Origin of the sequence: Neotabrizicola paludis, assembly GCF_044142105.1 — a bacterium.
Lineage (GTDB): Bacteria > Pseudomonadota > Alphaproteobacteria > Rhodobacterales > Rhodobacteraceae > Pseudogemmobacter.
In genome coordinates, this window is record NZ_JBGTYM010000005.1 from 265,168 (window position 1) to 282,734 (window position 17,567).

14 protein-coding genes are annotated in these 17,567 nt (G+C 66.9%); 6 read left to right on the forward strand and 8 right to left on the reverse strand.

The genetic code is table 11. The annotated features are described in order from the left end of the window. Window positions 1–51 precede the first annotated feature (51 nt). Complete coding sequence (locus ACED67_RS13390) at window positions 52–1,671, forward strand: AMP-binding protein (RefSeq protein WP_395542158.1); 1,620 nt, start codon at window positions 52–54, stop codon at window positions 1,669–1,671. 65 nt (window positions 1,672–1,736) lie between these two features. Then, the gene (locus tag ACED67_RS13395; protein WP_395542159.1) at window positions 1,737–2,756 is read left to right on the forward strand and encodes a hypothetical protein; all 1,020 of its coding nucleotides are present in this window, start codon (window positions 1,737–1,739) and stop codon (window positions 2,754–2,756) included. A 35-nt stretch (window positions 2,757–2,791) separates the two neighbouring features. Here ACED67_RS13395 and ACED67_RS13400 read toward each other — a convergent pair whose 3' ends face one another. From ACED67_RS13400 to ACED67_RS13430, 7 genes are all read right to left on the reverse strand, one after another. Next, window positions 2,792–3,820 carry an SPOR domain-containing protein gene (locus ACED67_RS13400; protein ID WP_395542160.1) on the reverse strand — a complete coding sequence of 343 codons (1,029 nt, stop codon included), beginning with the start codon at window positions 3,818–3,820 and terminating at the stop codon, window positions 2,792–2,794. Window positions 3,821–3,888: 68 nt separating this feature from the next. Then, window positions 3,889–4,521, reverse strand: coding sequence for a uracil phosphoribosyltransferase (gene upp / locus ACED67_RS13405; protein WP_395542161.1), 633 nt, complete (start codon window positions 4,519–4,521; stop codon window positions 3,889–3,891). A 3-nt stretch (window positions 4,522–4,524) separates the two neighbouring features. Continuing rightward, entirely contained in the window at window positions 4,525–5,502 is a 978-nt protein-coding gene (locus ACED67_RS13410) for an adenosine deaminase (protein WP_395542162.1), read from the reverse strand. Between the two features lie 68 nt (window positions 5,503–5,570). Next, window positions 5,571–6,767: a phosphopentomutase gene (locus tag ACED67_RS13415; protein ID WP_395542163.1), complete on the reverse strand. Its 1,197-nt coding sequence runs from the start codon at window positions 6,765–6,767 to the stop codon at window positions 5,571–5,573. Next, window positions 6,767–8,086 carry a thymidine phosphorylase gene (locus ACED67_RS13420; RefSeq protein WP_395542164.1) on the reverse strand — a complete coding sequence of 440 codons (1,320 nt, stop codon included), beginning with the start codon at window positions 8,084–8,086 and terminating at the stop codon, window positions 6,767–6,769. Before ACED67_RS13420 ends, ACED67_RS13415 begins: the two co-directional genes overlap by 1 nt. Before the next feature lies 1 nt (window position 8,087). After that, on the reverse strand, window positions 8,088–8,480 hold the full coding sequence (locus ACED67_RS13425) for a cytidine deaminase (protein ID WP_395542165.1): 393 nt from the start codon (window positions 8,478–8,480) through the stop codon (window positions 8,088–8,090). A 174-nt stretch (window positions 8,481–8,654) separates the two neighbouring features. Further along, the gene (locus ACED67_RS13430) at window positions 8,655–9,746 is read right to left on the reverse strand and encodes a cupin domain-containing protein (RefSeq protein ID WP_395542166.1); all 1,092 of its coding nucleotides are present in this window, start codon (window positions 9,744–9,746) and stop codon (window positions 8,655–8,657) included. Window positions 9,747–9,885: 139 nt separating this feature from the next. On the opposite strand from ACED67_RS13430, the gene ACED67_RS13435 reads away from it, so the two are divergent. The 4 genes from ACED67_RS13435 (at window position 9,886) to ACED67_RS13450 (ending at window position 16,493) form a co-directional block, all read left to right on the forward strand. Further along, window positions 9,886–12,177, forward strand: coding sequence for an NADP-dependent malic enzyme (locus ACED67_RS13435; RefSeq protein WP_395542168.1), 2,292 nt, complete (start codon window positions 9,886–9,888; stop codon window positions 12,175–12,177). A gap of 277 nt (window positions 12,178–12,454) precedes the next feature. Beyond that, window positions 12,455–14,347, forward strand: a complete 1,893-nt coding sequence (locus tag ACED67_RS13440) for a propionyl-CoA synthetase (RefSeq protein WP_395542169.1) — start codon at window positions 12,455–12,457, stop codon at window positions 14,345–14,347. Window positions 14,348–14,454: 107 nt separating this feature from the next. Next, a complete protein-coding gene (locus tag ACED67_RS13445) occupies window positions 14,455–15,009 on the forward strand; it encodes a hypothetical protein (RefSeq protein WP_395542170.1) in 555 nt (184 codons plus the stop codon). Next, the gene (locus tag ACED67_RS13450; protein WP_395542171.1) at window positions 15,006–16,493 is read left to right on the forward strand and encodes a sigma-54-dependent transcriptional regulator; all 1,488 of its coding nucleotides are present in this window, start codon (window positions 15,006–15,008) and stop codon (window positions 16,491–16,493) included. The genes ACED67_RS13445 and ACED67_RS13450 overlap by 4 nt, the downstream gene beginning before the upstream one ends. Window positions 16,494–16,506: 13 nt before the next feature. Here ACED67_RS13450 and ACED67_RS13455 read toward each other — a convergent pair whose 3' ends face one another. Beyond that, the gene (locus ACED67_RS13455; RefSeq protein ID WP_395542173.1) at window positions 16,507–17,271 is read right to left on the reverse strand and encodes an NAD kinase; all 765 of its coding nucleotides are present in this window, start codon (window positions 17,269–17,271) and stop codon (window positions 16,507–16,509) included. Window positions 17,272–17,567 lie beyond the last annotated feature (296 nt).

Here is a 17,567-nt window from a genome sequence, read left to right on the forward strand (position 1 = left end):
GCCCCCTGCGCGCCCGAAAGCGACATGCGCGACAGGCAGGGGAGGAATGTCATGGGTTGGTTGCCGGATGAAGCCGGGCTTGAGAAATGTGCCGCGAACCATGTGGCGCTGACGCCCCTGTCGCATCTGAAGCGCGCGGCAAGCGTGCACGCCAATCGCATCGCCGTGGTCTGGAAGGACATCCGCCTGAGCTACGCCGATTACGCCGCGCGCGTGACACGCCTCGCCTCGGCGCTGTCGCAGCACGGCATCCGCCCCGGCGATGTGGTAGCGACGCTTCTGCCCAATATCCCCGCCCAGGCCGAAGCGCATTTCGCCGTGCCAGCCTGCGGCGCGGTGCTGAACACGATCAACACAAGGCTCGACGCCGATACCGTGGCCTATATCCTCGCCCATGCCGGGGCGAAGATGGTGGTGGTCGACACCGCCCTTGTGCCGCTGGCGCAAGAGGCGATCCGGCGGATGGAAAGCCCCGCGCCGCAAATCGTCGAAGCGGTGGACCGCGGCTTCACCGCGACCGGCGCCTATCCCACCTGGGAGGCGCTGCATGATCAGGGTGATCCCGGCTTCGACTGGCTGATGCCGGAAGACGAATGGGAATCCATCGCGATCAACTACACCTCCGGCACGACCGGGCGGCCCAAGGGCGTGGTCTATCACCATCGCGGTGCCTATCTGGCCGGAATGGGCAATGCTCTGGCCTGGCGGATGCAGCTTTTCCCGGTCTACCTGACCATCGTTCCGCTGTTTCATTGCAATGCCTGGTGTCACCCCTGGATGCTGCCCATGCTGGGGGGCACCCTGGTCTGCTGCCGCGACATCACCGCCAAGGCGATCTACGATGCGATCGGGGATGAAGGCGTAACCCATTTCGGCGGCGCGCCGATCGTGCTCAACATGATCGTCAATGCCAAATCCGAGGACCGCCGCGACTTTGCCCACAGGGTCGAGGTCTTCACCGCGGGCGCGCCGCCTCCTGCCGCCACCCTGGCGGCCTTTGAGCCCTTGGGCTTCAACGTGACGCAGGTCTATGGCCTGACCGAGACCTATGGTCCCTCGACCGAATGCCTCTGGCAGCCCGAATGGGACGGCATCGCGGGTGATGAGCGCGCCGATCTGAAATCGCGCCAAGGCGTGCCCATGGCCATGCTGGAAGGCGCGGAAGTGCACGATCCGCAGGGACAGCCCGTGCCGAAGGACAGCCGCCATCTGGGCGAGATCGCCCTGCGCGGCAATCTTGTGATGAAGGGCTACTATCGCAACCCCGAAGCCACGGCCGAGGCCTTCAAGGGCGGCTGGTTCCGCTCGGGCGACATCGCCATCCAGCATCCCGACGGCTATCTCAAGATCACCGACCGCGCCAAGGACATCATCATTTCAGGGGGCGAAAACGTGTCTTCGGTCGAGGTCGAGGGTATCTTGATGAAACACCCCGCCATCTCGCTTTGCGCGGTGGTCGCGAAGCCCGATGACAAATGGGGCGAGGTGCCCTGCGCCTTTGTCGAGCTGAAGCCGGGCGCGCAGACGACCGAGGCCGAGCTGATCGCCCATTGCCGGGCACATCTGGCGGGGTTCAAATGCCCGAAGCTGGTGGTGTTCCACGAACTGCCCAAGACTTCGACCGGCAAGATCCAGAAATTCGAGCTGCGGGCCGTGGCGAAGCTGATGTGATTGTGGCCGGGCGCCGGGGGCGCTAGGGTGGCGCGCAGAGGCAGGGAAGGTCGCGGCAAGACCCGATGACGGCACTGAAGAAGTATCAGAAGCTCGAATGTTCGGGCCTGTGGCGTGATGGGCCCGAGGGCCAGCGCCGCGATGTGGTGGTCCGTCTGGGCGAAGCCACGCTGATGCTTCTCGATCCGCGCAATGACGGGGTGCTCTCGCATTGGTCGCTGCCCGCAGTCGAACGGCTGAATCCCGGCCAGCGCCCTGCCCTGTTCGCACCCGGCGCCGAGGGGTCCGAGACGCTGGAACTGGAAGACGATGACATGATCGCCGCGCTGCGCACCGTGCAGACCGCGGTGCGCCATGCCAGCCCGCATCCGGGCCGCTTGCGCGGCGTGCTGATCTTCGGCACGACGGCGGTGATCCTGGCCATCGCGGCATTTGTCCTGCCCGGTGTGCTGGTCTCGCATACCGCCAAGGTCATGCCCGCCGCCAAACGGGCCGAAATCGGCCAGACGGCGCTGGATGACGTGACGCGCCTGACCGGCGCGCCTTGTGACGGGGCAATGGGCCTGCCCGCGCTGGCCGAACTGTCCGAACGGGTCTTCGGCCCCGAGAATACACCGATCCTCTATATTCTCCCCGAAGGGCTGACCCGCCCCGCCCATCTTCCCGGCGGAGTGATCCTTCTGCCCCGCAGCCTGATCGAGCTTGAGGCCCCCGATGCGCTGGCCGGGGCCGCCCTGGCCGAAGGCGTGGCGGCGGGGCTGGATGATCCGGTGATCCCGATCCTTGAACATGCCGGGCTGCGGGCCAGTTTCGACCTGCTGACCTCGGGCAACCTGCCACCCGAGGCGCTTGCCGGCTATGGCGAGGAATTCCTGCGCGCCGCGCCGGAAGCGGTGCCCGACGCCAAGCTGATCGCCGCCTTCGAAAAGGCGCAGGTGCCGCTGTCGCCCTATGTCAAATGGCGCGCGCCTTCAGGCGCGGGCGTCGAGGGGCTGATCGCGGGCGATCCGTTCAAGGGCCTGATCTCCAGCCCGCTGCTGCCGGATGACGATTGGATCGCCTTGCAATCGGTCTGCCAGGGCTAGGGACCAGCCCTTGATCCTCGTCAAGAACCGGGGCGCTACTGGACCATAACCGCATCCGGGAACCCGGCGCCCCGCGCTGCGGCCAGTGCCGCCTTGGCCTCGGCCTTGGAGGCGAAGGGACCGGCATAGACCAGCTGCACCGCGCCGTCCTTGGCTTTGCCGCGCGCCACTTTCAGACCCAGCCCGCGCAGCTTGCCGACCGCCTTGTCGGCATTGGCCTGCACGCCATAGGCGCCGACCCGGACATACAGCTTCTGCCCCGTCGTCACCGGCGTCGTGGCTTTTGCCACCGTCCCGGCCTTCTTGCCAGAGGGAGCCACCGCTTCCGGGCTGCTCTTGCTGGATTTCGTCACCAGCGCCGGAACGACAACCGTGCTGCCCTTGCCATCGTCAAGCCGCACCACCAGCCGCCCGTCGCCCTTGGTCGAGACCACCAAGCCGTCATAGCGCGCTTCGCTGCCATCGGCGCGGCGGACAATGATCGTCAGCGGGGCCTTGGGCTTGCCCCAGTCCTCGCGCAGAACCATGGGGGTGGTGCGCGCCCAGATCTCGTCCTGATCCAGCAAGCCCGCGACCGTCTGCTTGCCACGATTGGGGTTCAGCCGGTCATCCTTCCAGGCCTGCTTCCAGCCTGCGGGCGGCGCCGGGTCGGGATATTTCGCCGATTTCACCGCCGGCATGACCGTCACCCGAGGCGCGACCGCGACGGACGCTTGGGCTTTCGGTTCGGCCACAGGTTCGGGGTTCGGCACCGCCGGAACCGGCTTTTCGGCCAGCTTCGGCTCGGGCGCAGCGGCCACAGGCGCTGCGTCGGGCGCGACATCGACCGCGCCGCCCGATCCCGGATAGCCGCAAAGCTGCTTGCGATCCCGCGTTACCCGCGGCACCCAGGTCACCTGCCCGCCATAGCCCGCCCGCAGGAATACGCAGCCCCGGCTGTCGACATATTGCTGGCCTTGATAAGAAGCGGGCGGCAGTTCGGCCGGACCGCTCAGATCGGCAAGAGCGGGCGAGGCGGCGCAAAGGGCCGCAACAAGCGCGGCCGGAAGACGATAAACAGACATGCACTTCCCCCGAAGCAGCTGCGGGAAGTGTGGAACAAGACTGTTTCCAAGTAAAGCGGGTTCGCCCCCTATTTCGTGCCGAACATGCGGTCACCCGCATCCCCTAGGCCAGGCACAATATATCCATGGTCGTTCAGGTGACTGTCTACCGCTGCTGTCACGATGGGCACGTCGGGATGGGCCTCTTTCATCCGCTTCACCCCTTCCGGCGCGGCCAGAAGGCAGAGGAAGCGGATATCCTTGGCCCCGGATTGTTTCAGCAGCGAGATCGCCGCCGCACTGGAATTGCCGGTGGCCAGCATCGGATCGACCACGATCGAAACCCGCTCGTCCAGATGATCGGGCAGCTTGCAGTAATATTGCACCGGCTGAAGGCTTTCGGGGTCGCGATAGAGCCCGACAAACCCCACCCGCGCCGCCGGGATCAGCTCCAGGATGCCATCCAGAAGGCCATTGCCCGCCCGCAGGATCGACACCAGCGCCAGCTTCTTGCCGTCGATCGTGGGGGCGTTCATCGGCTCCAGCGGCGTATCGATCGCCTTGGTCGTCATCGGCAATTCGCGCGTGACCTCATAGGCAAGAAGCAAGCTGATCTCGCGCAGAAGCTTGCGAAAGGACGCGGTCGACGTATCCTTCTCGCGCATCAGGGTCAGCTTGTGCTGGACAAGCGGATGGGAAACGACGGTCAGGTGATCCAGCATGTCTCAGGCCTCCAGCTTCTTCGCGATCCTTGCCTTCGTATCGGCGTCACAAAAGGCCGCGTCAAGCGACGCCTTGGCGATCTTGGCGAACTGGCCCTCATCCCAGTCGAAAGCACGGTGCAATTCCTCATATTCCCGCACCATGGTGCTGTGGAAAAAGGGTGGATCATCGGTCGAAACCGTCACCTTCACCCCGCGCCGGTCCAACTCGTTGATCGGATGGGCGCGGAAATTCGGATACAGACCAAGGGCGACATTCGACCCCGGGCAGACCTCAAGCACCGTGCCCCGTTCGGCCAGCTCATCCACCAGCGCCAGATCCTCGATGGCGCGCACGCCATGGCCCAGCCGCTCGGGGTTCAGCGCCGCCAGCGTATCACGGATGCCCTGCGGCCCCTGCCATTCCCCGGCATGGGCGGTGATGCGCAGCCCTGCCTCGCGGGCGCAATCGAAGGACCACAGGAAATCCTTGGGCGCCAGCACCTTCTCATCCCCTGCGATGCCGAAGCCCACGACCCAGTCTCCCGCCGTCTCGGCCGCGCAGATCGCGGTCTCGCGCGCCTTGTCGGGGCCGAAATGGCGGATGCAGGTGATGATCCCGCGCAGGGTGATGCCCATGCTCCGCTCGGCCTGATCCGCCGCATCGCGGATTGCCGCCAGATAATCCTTCCAGGCCGCCACATCGCGCCCGCCACAGAAATCGGGCGAAAGGAAACATTCCGAATAGACCACGCCCGCGGCGGCGCTTTCCTCCAGCACCGCCAGCGTCAGGCGCCGATAGTCGTCTGGCGTGCGCAAGACGGATGTCGCCGCCTCATAGACTTTCAGGAAGTCCCAGAAATCCTTGTAGTGATAGGCGCCGCGATCATCAAAAATGCCGGAGATATCCTCTCTTTTTTCCGCCGCCATGCCGCGCACGAAGGCGGGCGGCGCGGCCCCTTCCAGATGCAGATGCAATTCGACCTTCGGAAGCTCTTTCACGTTCCCGCCCCTTCATCTTGGCTCACATACTCTCCGGGGGACCGGGGGCGCAGCGCCCCCGGGGCCGGTCACAGGAACGGCCGCCCCGGCCCCTGCGCCACCACACCCAGATGGGCCGCGACGCTCGCGCCCACATCGACGAATCCGCGCAGGCCCAGCGGTTTCGCCCCGACACCAAACCCCAGCACCGGCACCCGTTCGCGCGTGTGATCGGTGCCCGTCCAGGTTGGATCATTGCCATGGTCTGCGGTAAAGATCGCCAGATCGCCCGGGCCAAGCGTCGCCAGAAAGCGCGGCAGGGCGGCATCGAACCATTCCAGGTGGCGCGCATAGCCCGCAACGTCGCGCGGATGGCCATATAGGCTGTCGAACTCGACAAAGTTGGCGAAGGTCAACGAGCCCAGCTCCGCCTCGGCGCCAAGCCGCACCAGATGTTCGAAAAGATCGGCGTCGGATTTGCCCTTCCACAGCTTCCCCACCCCGCGCATCGAGAAGATGTCACCGATCTTGCCGATGGCATGGGTCGCCCGCCCCGCCCCCGCCACCCAATCCAGAAGCGTCGGTGCAGGCGGCGCGATGGCAAAATCATGCCGGTTGGCGGTGCGCCGGAAATCGTCGCATGTGCCGATAAAGGGCCGCGCGATCACCCGCCCCACCTTCATCGCGTGCAGCATCGGCGCGATGCCCTCGCACAGCGCCAAGAGCCGGTCGAGCCCGAACCACTCTTCATGCGCCGCGATCTGAAAGACGGAATCCGCCGAAGTGTAGCAGATCGGCCAGCCGGTCCGCCTATGCTCCGCGCAAAACCGCGCGATGACCGGCATGCCCGAGGCATGGCAATTGCCAAGGATGCCCTCGGTCCCGGCCAGACGGCAAACCTCGGCCACCAGCTCCGCGGGAAAGGCGGGTTCGGTCAGCGGGAAATAGCTCCAGTCCCAGGGCACCGGCACGCCCGCCAATTCCCAATGGCCCGAGGGCGTGTCCTTGCCGCGCGACACCTCTTCCGCCGCGCCCCAAAGGCCTGCAGGTTCGGCCCCCAGCCCCGGCGCGTCCATCCCCGAGGCCAGCTTCACCGCCGCGCCAAGACCCAGCCCGTCCAGCACCGGCAGATGCAGCTTGCCGCTGCGGCCCGTATCCGCCCGGCCCGCTGCACATTCCTGTGCGATATGCCCCAGCGTGTTCGCGCCCTGATCGCCGAATTCCCGCGCATCCGGCGCACCGCCTGCACCGACGGAATCCAGCACCACCAGAAAGGCCCTGGACATCACGTGATCCTTTTCAGAACCAGCGCCGGTTCCTCCGGCACCGCGGCCGCGATGCGATAGGCGGCCTGCACCGCCCTGACCGCCGCTTCCGCCGCCTCAAGGCTGGGCGCATGGACCATTGCCAGCGGCACGCCCGCCCCGGTCTCCTCGCCAATCCCGGCCAGATCCGACAGGCCGACCCCCGGATTGATCCGGTCGCCCTCGCGCAGCCGCCCGCCGCCCAGATGCACCACCGCCTCGCCCAGCGCGCGCCCGTCGATCGCCGCGACATAACCATCGTCCAGCGACGGCACCTCGACCACCACCGGCGCCGCGGCCAGCCGGTCGGGCCAGCGTTCCACGAAATCGGCTGGTCCACCCTGCGCGGCGACCATCCGCCCGAAACACTCTGCCGCAGCCCCGCTTTCCAGCGCCTGCGCCATCCGCCCGGCCCCATCCTGCGGGTCGCTGGCCAGCCCCGCCAGCGCCAGAACCTCGCCGCCCAGATCGCAGGTCAGATCCCAGAGCGCCGAATTGACCGAGGTGCCGGTCAGCGTCTCCATCACCTCTATCACCTCCAGCGCGTTCCCCGCCGCGGTGGCCAAAGGCTGCGACATGTCGGTGATCAGGGCAGAGGTCATGCACCCTGCCCCCTGCGCCGTCGAAACCAGCGCACGGGCCAATGCTTCGGCCTCTTCAAGCCCGGCCATGAAGGCGCCCGAGCCGCATTTCACATCCAGCACCAGCGCCTCAAGCCCCGCCGCCAGCTTCTTCGACAAGATCGAGGCGGTGATCAGGTCGATGCTTTCCACCGTGCCGGTGACATCGCGGATCGCGTAAAGCCGCCGGTCCGCCGGGGCCAGATCGGCGCTGGCCGCAACGATGGCGCAGCCCACATCGCCGACCTGACGACGAAACTGGTCCTCGCTCAACCCGGTGCGGAAACCGGGGATCGCCTCGAGCTTGTCCAGCGTGCCGCCGGTATGGCCCAGCCCACGGCCCGAGATCATCGGCACCGCCGCCCCGCAGGAGGCCAGGGCCGGCGCCAGGAGAAGCGAGGTGCAATCGCCGATCCCGCCGGTGGAATGCTTGTCCACCACCGGATCGGGCAGATGCCAGACCATGCGATGCCCGGAATCGCGCATCGCCCGCGTCAGGGCGACCCGCCCCTCCTCGCCCAAGCCTTTGAGCAAGACTGCCATCGCAAAGGCCCCGGCCTGGGCATCGCTGACCGCGCCCGAGGCCAGGCCCTGCGCGAACCAGCCCAGCTCCTCGGCCGTGGGCCGCCCGCCATCGCGGATCGTCGCGATGATGCGCCGGGCATCGGGCGGGGCCGCCATGTCAGGCCCGATCCATATGCGCGGCGGAAAAGACCCCCGGCAGCAGTTCGGCCACCGTCACGGTGCGCGATTTGCCGTCAATCGTGGCCATGGTGACACGCACCTCCGGCCCGGCGAATTCCGCGATCTTCTGGCGGCAGCCGCCGCAGCAGGGCACGGGCTCGGGGCTGTCGGCGATCACCGTGATCTCGGCGATGCGGTAATCGCCGCCGGCGCACATGGCGGCGATCGCCCCGGCCTCGGCGCAGGTGCCCTCGGGATAGGCCACGTTTTCCACATTGCACCCCTGATATACGGCACCCGACTCGGCCCGGATCGCCGCCCCCACCTTGAAGCGCGAATAGGGCACCCAGGCACGCTCGCGCACTTGCCTTGCGGCTTCAAGCAGATCCATCGGGGGCACCCTTTCCTGTCACATCGCGCAAAGGATGGCGCGAAGCCCGCCCGCCCGCAAGCCCGGCCCCACCCCTTCACCCTGGCCCCAATATTCCGGGGGGAGGCGAAGCCGGGGGGCAGCCCCCCTGTCTCGAGGCCTCGCGCACCTTCCGCGCAAAGCGGCGGCGCCGGATCACGCCGGTTCCGCCACGACCGCGGTTTCAGGATTGCCCGGCAGCGTCACTTCCAGCAGTTCCAGATCCTCGCTGGCCTCGGCAAAGCGGGTGGCCATTCCCGGCGGGATCACGAAAGCATCGCCCGGCGACAGGCGATAGGGCTCTTTCCCCTCGCCCATCAGTGTCATCCCGCCCGTCATCACGAAGCCGAACAGGATATCGCCGGCATGGCGCACCCAGGGCACTTCTGCCCCGGTCGGGCGCGCCACCATGACACTGGCCACACCCTTCGTATGTTCGGCAATAGAGGTATCGCGCGCCTCAAACCCAGGAATCCGCCAGGGGCGGAACCGGCCTTCCTTGCCCAGATCATGCACGAAGCGCTGGCCGTCCCATTCGCGCTCGGGTCGGAAATGCGGCGTCGGCAGCTCCATGTCATGGTCGATCTCGGTCACATGCTCGGCCGGAACGCCGATCTCGATCACCTCGATCCCCGCGCCCGATTCCAGCACCCGGTGGCGGATCTGCGGCGGCTGGATGAAACAGTCGCCCGCATGCAGGCGGCGGATGCCGCCCTGATCTTCATACAGCACATCCACCCAGCCATGGATGCAGAAGATCAACTGGAAGCCGACCTTGTGGAAATGCACCATATCCGGGACCTTGCCATCGGGCACGCGGATATGGCTTGCGATCATCGCCCCCCCCAGCCGCGATGGCACCAGGTCGCGATACATCATCCCGGCCCGCCCGATCACCCAGGGCGCCTGATCGGCCAACCTGCGGACGACGAAGGCATGTTCGGTCGCGGGCAGGACCAGCGGTGGATCCAGCTCGTCGATTTCCACCTGCGCGCCGCCCGGTGCCGTCAGGTGCCGCTGCCCCCCGGCAAAGGCATCGGGCGTTTCGGTCAGGATGCGCAGCCGTGCCGGCGCGCCCGCGCCCTGTTCCAGCCGCAGCCGCAACCCATGACCCGAAACCACCGCCACCGCCGGATCGTCGGCCGGATAGATCATGTCCAGCCGCATCCCAAGCAGCTTGGTAAAGAACGGCAGGTCCTCGCGCAGGCTGCTCGTCGGCACCTGGATCTCGGCACGGGTTTGCGTCATTCCGTTGACTCCTGTTTGCGGGCAGGATGCTTCGGCAGGCACCGGATTTGCAACCCGGCCATGCAAGTCTTGCGGAAAGCCGCGACTTGGCGGACAGGCGCGGGTGGTTTAAGGCTGAACCATCTTCAGGGAGGGGATCATGAGCGACGATCGTCACGACGAGGCCCGCGCCGCGGCACGGCAGGCCGCGCTGGATTACCACGAATTCCCCAAACCCGGGAAACTGGAGATCCGCGCCACCAAGCCGCTTGCCAATGGCCGCGACCTCAGCCGCGCCTATTCCCCCGGCGTCGCCGAAGCCTGTCTCGAGATCAAGGCCGATCCCGCCACCGCCAGCCGCTACACCGCGCGCGGCAACCTGGTCGCCGTGGTCTCGAACGGCACCGCCGTGCTGGGGCTGGGCAATATCGGGGCTTTGGCCTCGAAACCCGTCATGGAAGGCAAGGCCGTCCTCTTCAAGAAATTCGCCAATATCGACTGTTTCGACATCGAGGTGAACGAGGCCGATCCCCACAAACTGGCCGATATCGTCTGCGCGCTTGAGCCGACATTCGGCGCAATCAACCTTGAGGACATCAAGGCGCCGGATTGCTTCATCGTTGAACAATTGTGCCGCGAACGCATGAAGATCCCGGTTTTCCACGATGACCAGCATGGCACCGCCATCGTTGTCGGCGCAGCGGCCACAAATGCGCTGATCGTCGCGGGCAAGACATTCGACCAGATCAAGGTCGTGTCCACCGGCGGCGGAGCCGCGGGCATCGCCTGCCTCGAGATGCTGGTGAAGCTGGGTGTCCGGCGCGAGAACATCTGGCTCTGCGATCTGGCCGGTCTGGTCTACAAGGGTCGGACCGAGCAGATGACGCCGCAGAAAGAGGCCTTCGCCCAGGGCAGCACACCCGGCACCCTGGCCGATGTGATCGGCGGTGCCGACCTGTTCCTCGGCCTGTCCGGCCCCGGCGTGCTGACCCAGGCCATGGTCGCCAAGATGGCGGCGAAGCCCATCGTCTTCGCCTTGGCGAACCCCTCGCCCGAAATCCTGCCCGACGACGTCCGCGCCGTGGCCCCCGAGGCGATCATCGCCACAGGCCGCAGCGATTTTCCCAATCAGGTCAACAACGTCCTCTGCTTCCCCTTCATCTTCCGCGGCGCGCTGGATGTGGGGGCGACGACAATCAACCTCGAGATGGAACTGGCCTGTATCGAAGGTATCGCCGCCCTTGCCCGCGCCACGACCAGCGCCGAGGCCGCCGCCGCCTATCACGGCGAAACCCTGACCTTCGGCCCCGATTATCTGATCCCCAAACCCTTCGACCCGCGCCTAATCGGCGTCGTCGCCAGTGCCGTCGCCAAGGCGGGCATGGAAACCGGCGTCGCCACACGGCCCATCGCCGACCTTGACGCCTATCGCGACCGGCTGAACGGCTCGGTCTTCAAGTCGGCCCTGATCATGCGGCCCGTGTTCGAGGCCGCCCGCCAGGCCACCCGCCGCATCATCTTTGCCGAGGGCGAGGATGAGCGCGTCCTGCGTGCGGCCAATGCGATGCTCGAAGAGACCACCGACAAGCCCATCCTGATCGGCCGCCCCGAGGTCATTGCCGCCCGCGCCGAGCGCGCCGGGTTGCCCATCCGGCCCGACCGAGATTTCGAAGTGGTGAACCCCGAAAGCGACCGCCGCTATCGCGACTACTGGTCGACCTATCACGAGTTGATGGAACGGCGCGGCGTCACGCCCGACACCGCCCGCACCGTGCTGCGCACCAACAACACGGCCATCGCCGCCATCGCCGTGCACCGGGGCGATGCCGACAGCATGATCTGCGGCACCTATGGCGAGTTCTCCTGGCACCTGCGCTATGTGCGCGAGATCCTGGCCCGCGGCGGGCAGCGGCCGCAGGGCGCGCTGTCGCTGATGATCCAGGAGGAAGGCCCCCTCTTCATCGCCGACACGCATGTGAACGCCATGCCGACGCCGGAACAGATCGCCGACAGCGCCATCGGCGCCGCCCGACATGCCCGCCGCTTCGGCATCCAGCCCAAGGTCGCGCTCTGCTCGCATTCGAATTTCGGCAATCTCGACAGCGACTCGGGCCGCCGGATGCGCGCGGCGATGGAAATCCTCGATGCGCGCGAAGTGGGCTTCGACTATGAGGGCGAGATGAGCACCGACGCCGCGCTCGACCCCGATCTGCGCGCGCGGATCTTCCCGAATTCACGCATGGCGGGGGTGGCGAATATCCTGATCTTCGCCTTCACCGACGCTGCGAACGTGGCGCGCAACATGCTCAAGCATCGCGCAGGCGGGCTTGAGGTCGGGCCGATCCTGATGGGCATGGGCAACCGCGCGCATGTGGTGACGCCCTCGATCACCACGCGGGGCCTTCTCAACATGTCCGCCATCGCGGGCACACCCGTCGCGACCTACAGCTGATGTCGCAACCGCTGCGGCGCGCCTGTCGCGCCGCAGATCGGGCCTGAGTCGCGGGCTTTCGCAACCGCAGCGCCAGAATTTTGCAAAGCCTCTGCGACTTCGCGGCAAATTTGCCATTTCAGGGTGATTTGCAAAAATTCGCACCCGTAGACTGCAACAATCTGCAAATTTTTCGCCGCGGCGCCGCACCCGTTTCCGGTAACATCGTTGCGCGGGCCGCCCGTCCTGCCGTAACAAAAGGGCGCCCGGCAGGAGGGGCGCGGCAGGGGAGGCGGCGATGGGTTACCAGGAACTCTATGGCAAATGGAAATCACACCCCGAGGGGTTCTGGCTGGATGCCGCGGGTGCAATCGACTGGGCGCAGCGCCCGACCTTCGCGCTGGATGCCTCGCGCGCGCCGATCTACGAATGGTTCGCCGATGGCATGGCCAATACCTGCTGGAATGCCGTCGACCGCCATGTTCTGGCCGGCCGCGGCAGCCAGATCGCCATCCTGCACGACAGCCCGGTGACGCATCTGAAAAAGGGCATCACCTACAAGGAATTGCAAAGCCGCGTCGCCTCGCTGGCCGGCGCGCTCCGCGCCAAGGGCGTCGGCAAGGGCGACCGGGTCATCATCTACATGCCGATGATCCCCGAGGCGGTCGAGGCGATGCTCGCCTGCGCCCGTCTGGGCGCGATCCATTCCGTCGTCTTCGGTGGCTTCGCCGCCAATGAACTGGCCGTCCGCATCGACGATTGCACCCCCAAGGCGATCATCGCCGCCTCTTGCGGGATCGAGCCGAACCGGATCGTGCATTATAAACCCCTGCTCGACGCAGCGCTCGACATGGCCCGGCACAAGCCCGACTTCTGCGTCATCTTTCAGCGCGAGCAGGAAGTGGCCAAGCTGGTAGAGGGCCGCGATGTCGCCTGGCACACCTTCCAGTTCGGCGTCGAGCCCGCCGATTGCGTGCCGGTCGAGGGAAACCATCCGGCCTATATCCTCTATACGTCAGGCACCACCGGCGCACCCAAGGGCGTGGTGCGCCCCACCGGCGGACATATGGTTGCGCTGATGTGGACCATGCGCGCCATCTATGATTGCGGTCCGGGCGATGTGTTCTGGGCGGCAAGCGACGTGGGTTGGGTCGTCGGCCATTCCTACATCTGCTACGGCCCGCTTCTCGCGGGCTGCACCACGGTCGTCTATGAAGGCAAGCCGGTCGGCACGCCAGATGCGGGGGCCTTCTGGCGCGTCGTGTCGGAGAACAAGGTCAAGGCACTGTTCACCGCGCCCACCGCGCTGCGCGCGATCAAGCGCGACGACCCGAAGGGCGAGCTGGTCAAAGACTATAACATGAAGACCCTGAAGGCGCTTTACCTTGCAGGAGAGCGCGCCGACCCGGACACGATCCTCTGGGCGCAGGAACACCTGAATGTTCCGGTCATCGACCATTGGTGGCAGACCGAAACCGGCTGGGCCATCGCGGCGAACCCGCTGGGGATCGAGGCTTTGCCGGTGAAGATCGGCAGCCCTTCCGTGCCGATGCCCGGCTATGACGTGCAGGTGCTGGATGAAGGCGGCCATCCGGTCTCGCCGGGCACGCTGGGGGCCATCGCGGTCCGGCTGCCCCTGCCCCCCGGCACCTTGCCGACGCTGTGGAACGCCGAGGCGCGGTTCCGAAAAAGCTATCTCGACCATTTCCCCGGCTATTACGAGACGGGCGATGCCGGATATGTCGATGCCGACGGCTATCTCTATATCATGGCCCGCACCGACGATGTCATCAACGTCGCGGGTCACCGGCTTTCGACCGGCGCGATGGAGGAAGTCCTGGCCAGCCACCGAGACGTGGCGGAATGCGCGGTGATCGGTGTGGCGGACGAGTTGAAGGGGCAGTCGCCCCTGGGCTTCCTCTGCCTCAACAAGGGCACAAACCGCGATCATGCCGACGTGGTCAAGGAATGCGTGGCCCTGATGCGCGAGAAGATCGGCCCGGTCGCCGATTTCAAGCGAGCCGTGGTGGTGGACCGTCTGCCCAAGACCCGTTCGGGCAAGATCCTGCGCGGCACCATGGTCAAGATCGCCGATGGGCAAGACTGGAAGATGCCCGCGACGATCGACGATCCGGCGATCCTGGACGAGATCGCCGTGGCGCTGCGCAGCCTGGGTCTCGCGAAAGCCTGATCTCCTCAGGGTTGCACGAATGCGCTCGGCAGGCTGGACTTGCGCCCTGCCAGGTGGCAGCTTGCGCCCCAGGGGGCCATGCTGGCCCAAAGGGTGACGGAACCGCTATGGCAGAGGCCGCAGCCGGGACAGGCGAGCCGGAAGAACCGCAGAACCAGACCGCCGAGGCGCTGTCCGGTCTGCGTCAGGCCCTGCGTGCCCTGGTGCCGCATCTGACCGAGTCCGACAGCGCCGATCTGACGACCCTGTCCACCGCGCTCGACCGCATCGAATCCCGCGCACTGCGTCGCGGGATGGACCAGCTCGCCCCCCCTCCCGGCGACGATCCGGCCCGGCTGGACCGGCTGATCGAGCTTGCCGGCCCGCGCGAGGCGGGCGAGCTGCTGCGCCGTATCCGCATTGATCTTCTCGGCGCCGCCCAGAAGATTGAAGAGGCGCTGTCCGCCCCCGACCACATCGCCATCCGCAACGCGACGCATGTCCTGATCGCGGTCGCGGGCTCAGTCGGCGCCCTGGCGCTCGAGGCGCAGGCGCGGGCGCTGAACAGTGCCGCGCATGACCAAATTCCAGCCGATGCGCTGATGCTGCTGGCGCGCCCCGCGCTCGACTCGCTGTCGCGGCTGACCCGCTGTATCGCGCGCAAGCCCGAGGCGCAGCCGTGAACGGCCCTGCCCGCCGCCCCTCCGGTTTTGCCGCGCTTTCCCGCGCGGATGGCGGCGCCGAATCGCCCAGCCTGCTTCTGATCGAGGATACGCCCTCGCTCCAGATGGTCTATCGCTCGGTCTTGGCCGCAGCGGGCTTTGCCGTTCAAGTGGCCAGCACCGCGACGGAAGGGATGCGACAGTTCCGGGCCCGCCCGACGCGGATCGTGCTTCTCGATCTGCTCCTGCCCGATGGCGACGGCATAGCCCTGCTCGACGCGATGCTGACCCAGGCCCCCGAAACCTGTGTCGTGGTGATGACGGCGCATGGCTCGGTCGATCGGGCGGTGGCGGCAATGCGGGCCGGTGCGCATGACTTTCTGCTCAAGCCCTTCGAGGAGCAGCGCTTTCTTTCGGCGATCCGCGCCGCGGCGGAAGAGGCCGCCCGTCGCGCCAATGGCAGCGCCGCGCCCGCCCGGCGCAGCCGCGTAACAGCGCAGGACGGCAGCGACCGCACCGGCTTTATCGGATCGTCCGAGGTCATGGCCCAGGTCCATCGCACCATCGGTGCCGTGGCGCGCTCGATGGCAACGGTCTTCATCACCGGCGAAAGCGGCACTGGCAAGGAATTGGCCGCGCTGGCTGTCCATGCCCGCTCGGCCCGCGCGCAGGGGCCGTTCATCGCGCTGAACTGCGGCGCGATCCCGCCCGACCTGCTGGAATCCGAAGTCTTCGGGCATATGAAAGGGTCTTTCACCGGAGCCATCTCCGACAAGCCGGGCGCCGCGGCAGCGGCCGATGGCGGGACGCTGTTTCTCGACGAGATCTGCGAGATGGCCCCAGCGCTCCAGACCAAGCTTCTGCGCTTCCTGCAAACCTCAACCGTGCAGCCGGTGGGGGCGGTGAAGCCGCGCAAGGTGGATGTGCGCATCGTCTGCGCCACCAATCGCGATCCGGTCGAGGCGGTGCGGCGCGGCCAGTTCCGCGAGGATCTGTTCTACCGCCTGCATGTCGTGCCGATCCATATGCCGCCCCTGCGCAGCCGCGACCAGGATGTGATCGAGATCGCCGCTGCCGCGCTGGAACGGTTTTCCGCCGAAGAAGGCCGCAGCTTTCAGGGCATGGCACCGGAAACCGAGGCGATCTTGCTGGCGCAGGATTGGCCCGGCAATGTCCGCCAGCTTCTGAACGTGATCCGCAACGCCGTGGTGCTGAACGATGGCCGCTTCATCACCCCCGCCATGCTGGCCATGCCCCTGCACCTTGCCCCGAGCGCCCATCCGGCCGCCGTGCCCCCTGCCGCCGCGCCGGTCGTTCTGCGCGAGAATGCGCCGGGTTGGGCCGGTCTGACCCTGGCGGAAATCGAACGCACCGCGATAGACGCCGCGCTTGAACGGCATCAGGGCTCGGTGCCCCGGGCCGCGCGCGAACTGGATATCTCGCCATCAACGCTGTACCGCAAGCTTGACGCTTGGGGCCGCAGCACCAGCGCCAAGCCGGGCTGACCCCGCCTCTCGGTCAGACGAACTGCTCGTTGATCAGCCGCTCTTCCAGACCATGGCCGGGATCGAACAGGATGCGATGGGTCACTTCCGGGGCCGAACGCACCGACACCGCCACGACATCGCGCACCGAAGAGCGGCTGTCAGCATCGGCCATGACCGGGCGCTTGTCCGGCTCCAGCACCTCTAGCCGCACTTCGGCCGTCGTTGGCAAAACCGCGCCGCGCCAGCGCCGGGGCCGGAAGGCCGCCACGGCCGTCAATGCCAGCACCGCCGCACCGATGGGCAGGATCGGACCATGGGCGGAATAGTTATAGGCGGTCGAGCCAGCAGGCGTCGCCACCAGCGCCCCGTCGCAGACCAGTTCCGCCAGCCTTTCCCGGCCGTCGATCACCACCCGCAGCTTCGCCGCCTGCGGACCTTGCCGCAACAGCGCCACCTCGTTGATCGCCAATGCTTCGGTGACCTTGCCCTTGGTGTTTTCGGCCCGCATGGCCAGCGGGTTGATCACCGCCGCTTCCGCCGCCGCCAGCCGCTGCGGCAGGTCCTCCTCGGCAAAGGCGTTCATCATGAAACCCACCGTGCCACGGTTCATGCCATAGACCGGCAGGTCGCGTGCGCCATGGGCATGCAGCGTCTCGAGCATGAATCCGTCGCCACCAAGGGCCACGATCACCTGGGCCCGGCGCATCTCGGTCTGGCCATAGCGCGCGATCAGCCGGGCCAAGGCCTCCTGCGCGACCGGCGCCTTCGAGGCCGTGAACCTGATCCTGCCCTGCATATCCGCCTCTCGTCCCATCGGCGCAACCTTCGCCGCCGCGCGCCGTAAACTCAACCCCCCGCCGCCCGCGGCAAACCCTCGCGCCAGCCGCAGCAACCGCCCTCTGCCTGCGGCGATTTCGCCCTGCACCCTCAGCCCGTCGCTTTCGCGCCTTTTCCGCCGCGTCAGGGTGGTCTAAACACCGCCGCACCCAATACCGGCCCCGATACGGAGACGCGCATGAACGCCCCCCACCGCGATACCGGCTTCTTCACGGAAGCGCTTTCGTCCCGCGACCCCGAGCTCTACGGCGCGGT

What these genes read in the sequence shown, in the direction of transcription:
- ACED67_RS13390 (WP_395542158.1), top strand. Translation starts at nt 52, where the DNA reads ATGGGTTGGTTGCCGGATGAAGCCGGGCTTGAGAAATGTGCCGCGAAC.
- ACED67_RS13395 (WP_395542159.1), top strand. Translation starts at nt 1,737, where the DNA reads ATGACGGCACTGAAGAAGTATCAGAAGCTCGAATGTTCGGGCCTGTGG.
- ACED67_RS13400 (WP_395542160.1), bottom strand. Translation starts at nt 3,820, where the DNA reads ATGTCTGTTTATCGTCTTCCGGCCGCGCTTGTTGCGGCCCTTTGCGCC.
- upp (WP_395542161.1), bottom strand. Translation starts at nt 4,521, where the DNA reads ATGCTGGATCACCTGACCGTCGTTTCCCATCCGCTTGTCCAGCACAAG.
- ACED67_RS13415 (WP_395542163.1), bottom strand. Translation starts at nt 6,767, where the DNA reads ATGTCCAGGGCCTTTCTGGTGGTGCTGGATTCCGTCGGTGCAGGCGGT.
- ACED67_RS13420 (WP_395542164.1), bottom strand. Translation starts at nt 8,086, where the DNA reads ATGGCGGCCCCGCCCGATGCCCGGCGCATCATCGCGACGATCCGCGAT.
- ACED67_RS13425 (WP_395542165.1), bottom strand. Translation starts at nt 8,480, where the DNA reads ATGGATCTGCTTGAAGCCGCAAGGCAAGTGCGCGAGCGTGCCTGGGTG.
- ACED67_RS13430 (WP_395542166.1), bottom strand. Translation starts at nt 9,746, where the DNA reads ATGACGCAAACCCGTGCCGAGATCCAGGTGCCGACGAGCAGCCTGCGC.
- ACED67_RS13435 (WP_395542168.1), top strand. Translation starts at nt 9,886, where the DNA reads ATGAGCGACGATCGTCACGACGAGGCCCGCGCCGCGGCACGGCAGGCC.
- ACED67_RS13440 (WP_395542169.1), top strand. Translation starts at nt 12,455, where the DNA reads ATGGGTTACCAGGAACTCTATGGCAAATGGAAATCACACCCCGAGGGG.
- ACED67_RS13445 (WP_395542170.1), top strand. Translation starts at nt 14,455, where the DNA reads ATGGCAGAGGCCGCAGCCGGGACAGGCGAGCCGGAAGAACCGCAGAAC.
- ACED67_RS13455 (WP_395542173.1), bottom strand. Translation starts at nt 17,271, where the DNA reads ATGCAGGGCAGGATCAGGTTCACGGCCTCGAAGGCGCCGGTCGCGCAG.